The organism is Gemella taiwanensis (assembly GCF_054054385.1).
This window is the reverse complement of the sequence record NZ_JBSMTL010000003.1, coordinates 1-12,661: the sequence shown is the minus strand read 5'-3', so window position 1 is coordinate 12,661 and position 12,661 is coordinate 1. Positions and strand designations below refer to the sequence as shown.

Here is a 12,661-nt window from a genome sequence, read left to right as displayed (position 1 = left end):
TTTGAAACTTAATAGTTGAGTAATTCAAAAGCGAGATTTATAACGAATCTTGCTTTTAATTTTTTTTACTTAAGGAGTGATGTCTTTTTTATATAAAAGTATTTTGAAATTTGAAAAAAATGATAAAAAAAAATGCATTAACTCGAGTTATATGGTACAATAGTAATGTATATTAACTAAAAAATTGAAATGAAAGAGAGGATGGTTGTAAGATGACTAAAAAAACATTTTATGTTACAACTCCTATTTATTACCCAAGTGGTAACTTACACATAGGACATGCGTACACAACGGTTGCTTGTGATGCATTAACTAGATATAAAAAATTAAGTGGATATGATACATACTTTTTAACAGGTACAGATGAACACGGTCAAAAAATCCAACAAAAGGCTCAAGAAAAAGGTATTTCAGAACAAGCTTATGTTGATGAAATGATTAAAGATATTAAAAAATTATGGGAAGCAATGGATATCAACTATAGTAAGTTTATTCGTACTACAGATGATTATCATGAGAGAGCTGTTTCTGAAATTTTTGATAGATTAGTTGAAAAAGGTGATATTTACCTTGGAGAATATAAAGGTTGGTATTCAATTAGTGATGAAGAATATTTCACAGAAACACAACTTCAAGAAGTATTCAGAGATGAAGAGGGGAATATGATTGGTGGTATCGCACCAAGTGGAAATGAAGTTAAATTAGTAAGTGAAGAATGTTATTTCTTCAAAATGAGTAAATATGCTGACAGATTAGTGAAATACTATGATGAGCATCCTGAATTCATTTTACCTGAAAGCAGAAAAAATGAAATGCTTAACAACTTTATTAAGCCAGGATTGGAAGATTTAGCAGTTACTCGTACAACTTTCGATTGGGGAGTAAAAGTAAAATCTAATCCAAAACATGTTGTATATGTTTGGATTGACGCTTTAGTTAACTACATTACAGCTTTAGGATATGCGACTGGAGATAGTGAAGAATTATTTAATAAATATTGGCCTGCAGATGTGCAAGTTGTTGGGAAAGAAATCGTACGTTTCCACGTGATTTATTGGCCAATACTTCTAATGGCATTAGATTTACCTCTACCTAAGAAAATTTTTGCTCATGGTTGGTTATTAATGAAAGATGGTAAAATGAGTAAATCTAAAGGTAATGTAGTTGATCCATATATGTTGATAGAACGTTATGGTTTAGATTCAGCTCGTTACTATTTATTACGTGAGGTTCCATTTGGACAAGATGGTATCTTCACTCCTGAAAGTTTTATTGATAGAATCAACTCAGATTTATCAAATGATTTAGGAAACTTATTAAATAGAACTATTTCAATGATTAACAAATACTGTGGTGGAATTATTCCAAAATTTGTGGAACCAACTACAGAATTTGATAAAGAATTAATAGCTTTATCAAAAGAAGTTATTGCAGAATATGAAGAATATATGGAGAATATGCAGTTCTCTAAAGCATTAGAATCAGTATGGAAATTTATTTCTAGAACTAATAAATATATCGATCAAACTACACCATGGATTCTAGCGAAAGATGAAGCTAATCAACCTGAATTAGATAAGGTAATGAACTATTTAGCAGAAAGTCTTCGTATTGCTACAATTTTAATAGCGCCAGCTTTAACAAAAGCTCCTGTTGAAATTGCTAAACAATTAGGTGTTAAAGAAGAATTATTAGTATTTGAATCAGCTAAAACATTTGGAGTATTTGATGGAACGGTTAAAGTTGTAGAAAAACCAACTCCAATTTTCCCAAGATTTGATAAAGAAGTAGAGGTAGAGTATATTAAAAATCAAATGTCTCCTAAGGCTTTAGAAAACTTAGAAACTGAATCAAAAGAAGAACAGGATGATACTTATGTAGAACTTGCTGAAGAAATTACAATCGATAAATTCTTTGAGACTTCATTAAGAGTTGCAGAAGTATTAGAATGTGAAAAAGTTAAGAAAAGTTCTAAACTATTAAAATTCAAATTAGACTTAGGTAATCACCAAAGACAAATAGTTTCTGGTATTGCTAAATATTATGATCCAGCAGAATTAGTTGGTAAAAAAGTAGCTGTAGTAGCTAATTTAAAACCTGTTAAATTATGTGGTGAATTAAGTGAAGGTATGATACTATCAGCTGAAAAAGATGGTATTTTACGAGTAGTAGAAATTAATTCTGAAATCCCTAACGGGGCAGAAATTAGATAATAAAAAAAGAGAATATAGCTAAATGCTATGTTCTCTTTTTTTATGAGAAAATCCACCTTGGTTAATCAAGGTGGATTAGTTTATTATCTAGTTGTTCTTTTTTGAGTGTTTTGATTTTGGGTATTTTGAGAATTAGTAGTATTTTTATTATCATTATTCTTTTGTTTAGGTGCTTCTCTGTTTGTTTCAGTTACACGAACTGGATTAACAGGTACAAAAGATCCATCAGCTACATGATATATTAATCTATTATTTTTAGAAATACCAATACCAGTAATATTTAATTGGGCTCCATTACCATAAGTTGATCTGACGCTGCTTAGAGACTCGTCTGAATAAATATTTTGTGTAGTCAAGAATTTAATTGCTACTGGACGAGAGATAAAGTTTTCAAGTTGATCATTTTTCTTATCTACAGAAACAAATTTTTCATTTGCTGTAATATATTGCCCTTGTAAGTTACCTGATGAAATATGATACATGATGTATCCAGCTGGAGAGACTATTTTATCTACTGTTAGTTTTGTTCCAGGTTCAATTACATCTCCAGGTTCAGACCAACTAGCTGATTTAAATGCATGAATTTTTTTATTAACTGTAACTTCACGGTCTACGTCGAATGAGTAAGATGAGAATGTTCCAGCTAATTTTGCAGTTATTTCTTCATCTTGCGCTTCTGAATCTATACGAACGGCGTTGGCTTGTTCTTGCGCTTTAAGAATTTTTTCTTTTTCCTCAGCTTCTTTTTGTTTTTTCAATTCGTCTGTAGTATCGACGGCACTATTGTTAGTTTCACCGAATCCTACATAGTGCTCTTTTGCAGAAGAAATGAATTTCAGAGTAACTAAGAAACAAATTGATAATAATAATGCTAAAATTATTGAAGTTGCGATTCTAACCTTAATATTTTTGGATACTTTTTGTATTTTATCATAATTCTCAACTTTATTTCTTAAAATAGATTTAGAAATGAAAGCTTTAATACTTAGAAGAGATACCACGAATATATTTTTAGATTTATTGTCAATATATTTAACTTTAAATGCTGTTTCATCTTCATTAACAACTTCTTTTTTGATACTGTGAATTTCCTTTTTAAGACCATCTAGTTTATATTCAATATCAAGATTTTTTTGAATTTTTTCTATGGCTTTTTTTTCAGTTGTAATATCTTTTAACACAACTTGTCTTTGAGAATTTAAAACACTAAGTCTTTTTTCTTCTAGCATTATTTTCTCTTTATCAGTTTTTCTATTTTTTAGAGTAGAGATAGTAAGTTTCTTTTCTTCTATTTTATCTTCTAGAGAAATTAATGAAGTTTGTAATGATAGAAGAGTGTTTTCGTGTTCTCTCATCTCATTTTCTTTTTGTAATAGCTCTAATTTTTTCTTATCTTCTGATAACTTAAATTCTTTTTCTTTTCGTCTAAATTCTCTTTTTCTTTTTTCTTCTTGTTCTTTTTCGATACGTTCTTTTTCAAGGCGCTCTTTTTCTCTTTGTTCAGCTTTTTCTTTTTCTATACGTTGACGCTCTAATTCTTTTTCGCGAGCGATACGTTCTTTTTCAAGACGCTCTTTTTCTCTTTGTTCAGCTTTTTCTTTTTCTATACGTTGACGCTCTAATTCTTTTTCACGAGCGATACGTTCTTTTTCAAGACGTTCTTGTTCACGTTTTTCAGCTTTTTCTTTTTCGATGCGTTGACGTTCTAATTCTTTTTCACGAGCGATACGTTCTTTTTCAAGACGTTCTTGTTCACGTTTTTCAGCTTTTTCTTTTTCGATGCGTTGACGTTCTAATTCTTTTTCACGAGCAATACGTTCTTTTTCAAGTCTTTCTTTTTCAGCACGAGCAAGTTCATTTTTCTTCTTCTCTTCTTCTATTTTACGTTGTTGTTCTTCAAATTGTTTTTTAGCTTTTTCTAGCTCTAAAGCTCGTTTTTTTAATTCTTGTTCTTGTTTTTTTACTTCTTTTTCTTTTTCTCGAAGTTCTTTTTCAATAGCGGATTCATCAATATGAGAATTACTATTTTCCTTAGTTTCATTATTTTTAAAATTAAGAGTCTTAACTTGTTTTTTAAAACGACCAAAAAAAGATGTAGAGTTATCTTTTTCTTCAGTCGTGTCTGTAGTATCATTTTTAACTACTATATCTTTTTCTTCTTTTGACATAAAAATAATCCTTTCAAACAATATTCCATTCTATTATATCATAAAATAATAACAAAACTACATAAAAAACGCTTAAAATCATATTAAATTATGTAAAAAACTTTTAACTCTAATTGAAATATGTTATCATTAGTTGTAGATAGTTTTATCAATATAAATTATAATAAAAAGAGGTATTAATTATGAAGAAAACAATAAGCTTTAAAGGAACACCAGTTACTATTGAAGACAAGCTAAACTTAGGGGAAGTTTTCCCGAATTTTAGAGCTGTTACTAAAACATTATCAGAGTTTGAATTATCAGATTATAAAGGGAAAAAAGTAATTGTCAACACATTCCCATCAGTAGACACAGGAGTATGTGCTTTACAAACTATTAACTTTAATAAAGCAGTAGGGGATTTAACTGATACAGTAGTAATCACAGTATCAAAAGACTTACCATTTGCATTAGGAAGATTCTGTGCTGATAAAGAAATTAACAATGCAATTACTGTTTCTGACTATAAATATCGTGATTTTGAAAACAATAATGGATTATTAATTGAAGAATTAGGTTTATTATCACGAGCTGTATTTGTTCTTGATGAACAAGGAGTTATTCGCTATAAAGAAGTGTTAGAGGAAATCGGTGAAGAGCCAAACTATAACAATGCTCTAGATGCACTGAAGAAATTATAGTGGGGTAATAGATGACAGAATTAAAATATATAAATAAAGAAGAAAATAAAAATTTACAGATTAAAGATTTAATTACTTTAGGACTTTATACTATTTTATTAATTCTTGTAATGGCTGTGGGAATTGGAATTTCTACACTTTTAACATCCTTGATATTTGGCGGAAAAGTCTATTTTGCTACCTATACTTCTATTACAGCTGCTTTAGTTTGTGGAAGTGTATATAGTTTAATTTTTAATAAAATCAATAAAAATATGGCTATATTTATAATGATAGCAATTATTGGTATTTTTATGACTGTATCAGGGCACTCTGTTGTAGGTGGTGTTGTTCTAATTGGAGCGGCTGTTTTAGCGGAGATTGCATTTAGATATGGAAATGAATATTTATCATACTTATTCTTTAATTTAGGAAATATCGGATTAATATTACCAATGTTCTTTATGAAAGATGCATATGTAAAACATCTTCAAAATAGAAATTATTCTCAAGAAAAAATTAACTTAGTTATGAGTTCTTCTGATATGAAGACATTTATTTTTATAGTTATCTTTACGATTATTTTCTCAATTATTGGAACATACCTTGGAAGAAAATTATATTTCAAGAATTTCAATAAAGCAGGTATATAGTATGTTGAAGTTAGATATAAGAACTAAGATTTTTATATTGATCATTGCTAATATTTTAATGTTTAAAATGATGTCAATTAGCATGCATTTAGTTATTGCACTTTGTTTTTCAATATACTTAGGTATAAGTTCTAACTTTAAAAGAATGATTAGATTTTTCGGGATATATCTTTTCTTTACAGCATATGAAGTTTTCTTTGCTCATACCGTAACGCTTCAAGTTGTTGATAGCTTTTTATTACTAACTGCACTAATGTTTAAAACGTTATATTTCCCATTATGTGCGGGTATGGCGTTAGTTAGTAGTTCAAAAGTATCTGAATTGATATGTTTTTTAAGAAGTATTAGATTACCAAAGAAAATGATAATAGTTCTTGCAGTTTTATACAGATTTTTCCCTGTATTACTTACTGACTACAAACTAATAAAGAATTCGTTAAAAATGAAGGGGATTGGAGTAAGTAGAGGTTACTACTTACTTCATCCATTTAAATTTTTTGAATATATATTTGTTCCTTATGTAATTATAAGTACAAATATTGCTAATGAACTTTCTGTTTCGTGTTTGTGCCGTGGTATAGATAATGAAGAAAAACCAACTAGTTATATTGAATTAAAATTTAACAAGATTGATTATTTGGTCATGGTAGCTGTTACTATAATTTTTTGTTTTATTATGTTTATGAGGTGATAAGTTGATAACATTTAAAAATTTTAATTACAAATATGTTGAATCTAAAAAATTAAATATTGAAGATTTGTCACTAGAAATCAAAAAAGGTGAATGTATTCTGTTTACGGGAGCAAGTGGCTGTGGAAAAACAACAATTATGAGGGTATTAAATGGTCTAGCTCCTGAATTTTTTGATGGTGGTTTTAGTGGAGAATTTAAAGTTGCACATCTAAGTATAGGAGATAGATTAAAAGAATTCTCTAAAGTAGTAGGAAGTGTATTTCAAAATCCTAAGAATCAGTTTTTCAATTTAGACTCTACTAGCGAACTAGCTTTTAGTATGGAAAATTATGGTTATTCTAAACCTGAAATTCAAAATAGAATTGATGAAGTAGTAAATGAGTTTGCTGCTGATTATCTATTGGATAGAAACGTCTTAGAATTAAGTGGTGGCGAAAAACAAAAACTGGCTTTTATGGCAAGTATGATGCTTGATGCTGATGTTTATGTTCTTGATGAAATTACTAGTAATCTAGATTTAAAATCTATAAAACTAATATCTTCAATAATAGAAGCATTGAAAAATAAAGGAAAGACAATAATTGTAGCTGAGCATAGAATTTACTATTTAAAGAATTTAATCGATAGAATGTATATTATTAAAGATGGTAGACTAGTTCACGAAGTTACAAAAGAACAGCTTTCTGATTTTGATAGTAGAGCGTGTCAAACTAGACAAATAGATTTATCAAAAGTAGAGCTTGGTAGGAAAGAACCTAGAAAGAATAAAGAGAATTATTTATATATTGAGCAACTAGATTATGAAGTCCATAATCATCAAGTTTATTTAAAAAATGAGAGTTTTTCTTCATCAAAAATTTATTCTATAATTGGTGCTAATGGATGCGGAAAGACTACTTTTGCTAATGCTCTAAGTGGACTACATAAATCTAAACATAAAGTTACACTTAATGGAAAAAATCTTAATAAAAAAGATTTAATACGTAGTACATTCCAAGTAATGCAAGATGTGAATTATCAATTATTTACTAACCTTGTTGAAAAGGAGATTAAGTTAGGTAGTGAGAATTTAGAGTTATTTGATGAAGTAGTAGATAAATTAAATATTAGGAAATTTTTAAATCGTCATCCTAATACATTATCTGGAGGAGAAAAACAAAGGGTAGCGATAGCATCTGCTTTATTGTCTAATAAAAAAATCTTAGTATTTGATGAGCCAACGAGTGGACTAGATTATGTAAATATGATAGAACTAAGTCATTTGATTCAGCAAATAGCTAAAGATGATGTAGTGATATTTATAATTACCCACGATTATGAATTTTTATGTCAAGTCTCTGACGAAGTACTTTTCTTTGATAAACAAGGTATAAAAGAACGTATAGAGGTAAATGAGTCTAATAAAAATAAAATATTAGAAAAGATGAGTTAATGTACATTGTATGTTAACTCTTTTTTGCCTCATATTCATTTGCAAATGTACTATGTTAACTATATTTTCAACTCAAATAATTTGTTAATTTACTATTATCATGATAAAATATATAGGTTATAGAAAAATGAAGATAGGAGGGAATTTATGTCATACGCTTCAGATATGAAAAAAGAGTTGACTTTAATAGAGATAACAAAAGATAGAGAATTTTTATCTGAGTTATCTGCTCTTATAAAAATGAACGGTGTATTAAATATATCGAATGGTAGGTTAAGCTTAAGTTTTCAAACTGAGAATGCCTCAATAGCACGAAGAATGTTTTCTTTAATTAAGTATTTTTATGATGTACATGTGAATATTTCTGTACGTAAAAAATTAAAGTTAAAGAAAAATAATGTATATATTTGTCGTTTAGATCAAAATGTGAAAGAAATATTGACTGATCTTTACATTCTAAATGATAATTACACAATGAGAATAGATATTGCTAAAGAATTAATAGATACGGATGAGAAAAAACGAGCGTATTTACGTGGTGCATTTTTAGCAGGTGGTTCGATAAATAACCCTCGTACATCTAGTTATCATATGGAGATTTTCTCATCTTATGAGGAACACAATAGAGAATTAAATGAACTATTAAATAGTTATAAATTGAATGCAAGAAGCCTTGAAAGAAAAAAAGGATTCATTGTTTATATTAAGGAATCTGAGAAAATAGCTGAGTTTATTAATTTGGTAGGAGCTTTTCAAGCTTTGTTCCAATTTGAAGATGAAAGAATTGTTAGAGATATAAATAACTCTGTAAATAGAATGCAAAATTGCGACATGGCGAATATGAATAAGACTGTTAATGCCTCTGCGAAGCAGGTTGAGGATATTAATATAATTGAGGAAAGAATAGGGTTAGATAATATCGATGAGAAACTTCGAGTTGTTGCTGAAGCAAGACTTAAGTATCCAGAGTATCCATTAAAAGAAATAGCAGAAATGATTGAAGATGGAAAATTATCGAAATCGGGTCTTAATCATAGATTTAGAAAAATAGCGAAAATAGCTAAAGAATTAAGAGAAGGAACATACCAAGCAAAATAAAGAGAAAGGATAAAAAATGATGAGCAAGTGGGATGAACAAATTTTAGTTGTAAATAGAAAAGAATTATTTAATAATGAGGAAAATCATTTCTATGGTTTTATAGAAAAAAATGATGAAAAAACAAAAAAAATTATTGATACATTCGAATTATATGAAGTAAAACGTCGTGGAGATATGGAAGAAGATCCAAGTTATAAACAATTAATCGGGTACGTACTATTAAAAGATTCGAATACTAATGATGTATTAGTATATAAACGTCTAGTAGGTGGAGGTGAAGCGAGACTTCACGGTAAAGCTTCTGTTGGTATTGGTGGACATATGAACGAGGTTGAAGGAAAAACAATTTTTGAAATGTTAAAAATCAACGCTGCTAGAGAGTTGAATGAAGAAGTGGGAGTTTCTGAAGAAGAGGCATTAAATAATCTACACTTTATAGGGTTGATAAATGATGATAAAACAGAAGTAGGTCAAGTCCATGTAGGTGTTGTCTATGAGTGTAAAGTTGATAAAACTAAAGTGGAAGTAAAAGAAGATGATACACTTGTTATCAAGTGGATGTCAGCAGAAGAAGCAAAATCAGAAGAAAATTATGAGACTTGGTCAGAATTTTTAAAACCAATATTCTAATTATGAAGCGCGGTTTAAAAGAATACTAGCTTCATATTAATGCTAACTATATTCAGATTACTATTAAATCTGAAAAATAATAAACAGAATGAATTTGTAAAAAATAATTTTAAAAATTGTTTAAAACTAATCGTTCTGTTTATTTATTTTAAAACTGTTAGTTATTAAAATGTAATAAAATCTAACGTAGTCTTGAAAAAAATTAAAATAAAGTGTAATATTAATATATTAAATTATAATACTTTGCAAATTTACATTGAAAATTTTTCAAAAATTAAAATTTATAAAATGTACTTTCTAAATATAAAGTTTATAACAATATGTTAGAAAATATAACGTAAATATAGAAAGGATGATAATATGTTTAATATAAAAATGGATATGATACAAACAGTAGGATTGGCTGTTGTAATATTAATTATTGGAAGATTTCTGAGAAGTAGAGTTAAATTCTTTGAAACATATTGTATACCATCGCCAGTTATTGGAGGATTCTTATTTGCAATATTAAATTTAGTCTTAAGACAAACAAACTTAGTAATTTTTGAGTTTGATAATACTTTACAAAGTTTCTTTATGACAGTATTCTTTACAAGTATAGGATTTAATGCAAGTTGGAGATTACTAAAAGTTGGTGGAAGAAAAGTTGTTATGTTCTTATTAATGGCAATAATTTTAGTAGTTCTTCAAAACATTGTAGCGGTAGGAATTGGATATGCAACTGGAATAGATCCGCTAATAGCATTATTAACAGGTTCGACTGCAATGACAGGTGGACATGGAACTGCGGCTGCGATGGCACCAATCGTTGAGGAATTGGGCCACACAGGTGCTAAGAGTGTTGCTATTGCGGCAGCAACTTTTGGTTTGATTGCAGGATCTAGTCTTGGAGGACCATTAGCAAACAGGCTAATTAATGGTAAAAAGTTAAAAGTATTAGCTGAAGAAGTTGAAAATGAAAAAGTACATAACGATGAATTTTTATTCAATAATGATGTTAAGAAATTAGATGGTGAGAATTTCGCGAAAGCATTTTTCTTAATTTTACTTTCAATGTTTATCGGTAGTTATGTATCAACATTTTTAAATCATTTTTTAAACTTCCCGAACTATATTGGGCCGATGATTGTAGCGGCAATTTTAAGAAATGTAACAGACCATACAAGCAAGTTTGATTTACACTATGAAGAAATTCATATTTTAGAGGATGTTTCATTAAATCTATTCTTAGGAATGGCTATGATAAGTTTAAAACTATGGGAACTAAGTAGTGTCGCAGGACAACTTGCTGCTTTATTATTAGCTCAAGCAGTATTAGCATGGGTATTTATCTACTTTGTTACATTTAGAGTAATGGGTGGAAATTATGATGCCGCTGTATTATCTGCAGGACACGTTGGATTTGGACTTGGAGCAACACCAAACGGTATTGCGAATATGCAAAGTGTTTGTGATAAATATAAACACTCACATATAGCATTCTTCGTAATGCCAATAGTAGGAGCATTATTTATTGACTTCTTTAATGTTGCTATTATAAGTGGATTTTTCTCATTTTTATCTAGATAAAAATAAAGAAAGTTTGATTAGTAATTTGAATTCTAATCAAACTTTTTTTATGACTTTTACTTGATGAAAATGGTAATGTATAATATAATAGTTAGAAAGTTTAAATAGATTTGATAATCATTTTAGGAGAATAGAAGTGAAACAAAAAAAATATACAATAAGGAAAATTTCTGTTGGAATATTAGGTATTATTTTTAGTATTAGTAGCATCAAAGTAGCAAGTGCCAATGCGGTAATGGAAACTGACAATAAAGTAATAATTGATGAGAACGGTGTTCGACCAGATGTTGAACCTATTCTACCAGAGAATACACCAGAAAAATCAGGGAATAAACCACCGGTGAAGCCGACTGAAAAACCAGATAGAAAACCTCCTGTGGGACCGGAAGAAAAACCAACAGAAAAACCAGACAGAAAACCACCTGTGAAACCAGAAGAAAAGCCAACAGAAAAACCATCAGTTATGCCAGATAAAAAACCATCTACTGAACCAGATAGAAAACCATTGGTAGAACCAAAAGAAGATAAAACTCCAGTAAAACAAGATGATAATAAGTTCCCGGCAATGTCGGATAAAGAAAAATATCATGATGTAAACAAGTCTCCTAATAAAGATTTGTTAGTTGCAAATTTATCAGGCCGTGATTTGAGAGTAGAATATAAAAAAGGAAGTATCTCAGCTGATAAATTATATGTTGAATCTTTAAATGATAATAAGTTAAATAAATCTATTGAAAACAAGTTAGGTAATGATTATAAAGTTATAGAAACGTTCGAAATCCACTTTGAAAAAGATGATAAAAAGGTAGACAGTAACGAGGAACGAACGGTAAAAATAGCAATAACTAAGAAGGATAATACTGAATTAGAAGTTTATCATATTACGAATGATATCTCTCTTGAAAAAGTTAATAGTAAATATTCAGAAGGAGAATTACAGTTTAATATTAACCATTTTAGTAAATTTACAATTGTAGAACGAATAAAAATTTGTGCAAAAAATCTTGAAGAAAGAGCACAGGTGATTATTCCCGAAAGAGCTGTAGATGTTAAGAAGGAAGAATTACCAGAAACATTAACTAAAAAAATAGATAATGTGAATAAAGTCTCTTCATTACCAAAAACTGGTATAAAAACTTTAGCTTTAGAAGTAGTTGGAGTTATGTTAATCTTAGCAGCAATATTAATAAGAAGAGAACAAAAGAATAATTAAGACACTATAAAGAGTAACGATTTAGAAATTGATTGTTACTCTTTATTTTTAATTTTATAGAAGTATAAATTTTTTAGTTGAGAGTAATTACGTATATTAACCGTAAAGATTCCTATTTACAAATCCGAAACACTATGTTATAATAAAACGGAATTGTTACGAATTAAATATTTAAGGAGAATATGTATGAATAAAAAGAATATTATTATTACTAGTGCCTGTGGTTCACTTGTAATCGGACTATCAGCCTTCGCTGGTTACGAATACGGAAAACAGCAAACATTTCAAACAACATCACTAGTACAAAATACAGCACAAGCAAAGAAAATTA

Annotated in this window: 10 protein-coding genes; 9 read left to right on the top strand and 1 reads right to left on the bottom strand. The window is 28.8% G+C overall.

What is annotated here, in order from left to right; translation table 11 throughout:
- The first annotated feature begins 212 nt into the window (after positions 1 to 212).
- Positions 213 to 2,213 (top strand): methionine--tRNA ligase, encoded by a 2,001-nt coding sequence (metG, locus tag ACWOA3_RS03515; protein WP_035466989.1) that lies wholly within the window; start codon positions 213 to 215, stop codon positions 2,211 to 2,213.
- Between the two features lie 83 nt (positions 2,214 to 2,296).
- Here metG and ACWOA3_RS03510 read toward each other — a convergent pair whose 3' ends face one another.
- Positions 2,297 to 4,381, bottom strand: coding sequence for a DUF5776 domain-containing protein (locus tag ACWOA3_RS03510; RefSeq protein WP_456884144.1), 2,085 nt, complete (start codon positions 4,379 to 4,381; stop codon positions 2,297 to 2,299).
- A 182-nt stretch (positions 4,382 to 4,563) separates the two neighbouring features.
- Here ACWOA3_RS03510 and tpx point away from each other — a divergent pair, with 182 nt between their 5' ends.
- From tpx to ACWOA3_RS03470, 8 genes are all read left to right on the top strand, one after another.
- Positions 4,564 to 5,061 carry a thiol peroxidase gene (tpx, locus tag ACWOA3_RS03505; RefSeq protein ID WP_003146993.1) on the top strand — a complete coding sequence of 166 codons (498 nt, stop codon included), beginning with the start codon at positions 4,564 to 4,566 and terminating at the stop codon, positions 5,059 to 5,061.
- Between the two features lie 11 nt (positions 5,062 to 5,072).
- On the top strand, positions 5,073 to 5,693 hold the full coding sequence (locus ACWOA3_RS03500) for an MptD family putative ECF transporter S component (protein WP_003146992.1): 621 nt from the start codon (positions 5,073 to 5,075) through the stop codon (positions 5,691 to 5,693).
- A 1-nt stretch (position 5,694) separates the two neighbouring features.
- A complete protein-coding gene (locus ACWOA3_RS03495; protein WP_003146991.1) occupies positions 5,695 to 6,384 on the top strand; it encodes an energy-coupling factor transporter transmembrane component T in 690 nt (229 codons plus the stop codon).
- 4 nt (positions 6,385 to 6,388) lie between these two features.
- On the top strand, positions 6,389 to 7,819 hold the full coding sequence (locus tag ACWOA3_RS03490; protein WP_456884141.1) for an ABC transporter ATP-binding protein: 1,431 nt from the start codon (positions 6,389 to 6,391) through the stop codon (positions 7,817 to 7,819).
- Between the two features lie 147 nt (positions 7,820 to 7,966).
- Positions 7,967 to 8,917: a DNA-binding protein WhiA gene (gene whiA, locus ACWOA3_RS03485; RefSeq protein ID WP_003146989.1), complete on the top strand. Its 951-nt coding sequence runs from the start codon at positions 7,967 to 7,969 to the stop codon at positions 8,915 to 8,917.
- Between the two features lie 19 nt (positions 8,918 to 8,936).
- Positions 8,937 to 9,548, top strand: a complete 612-nt coding sequence (locus ACWOA3_RS03480) for an NUDIX domain-containing protein (RefSeq protein ID WP_456884139.1) — start codon at positions 8,937 to 8,939, stop codon at positions 9,546 to 9,548.
- Between the two features lie 360 nt (positions 9,549 to 9,908).
- A complete protein-coding gene (gene gltS, locus ACWOA3_RS03475) occupies positions 9,909 to 11,117 on the top strand; it encodes a sodium/glutamate symporter (RefSeq protein WP_003146987.1) in 1,209 nt (402 codons plus the stop codon).
- Between the two features lie 136 nt (positions 11,118 to 11,253).
- Positions 11,254 to 12,330, top strand: coding sequence for an LPXTG cell wall anchor domain-containing protein (locus ACWOA3_RS03470; protein WP_456884138.1), 1,077 nt, complete (start codon positions 11,254 to 11,256; stop codon positions 12,328 to 12,330).
- Positions 12,331 to 12,661: the final 331 nt, after the last annotated feature.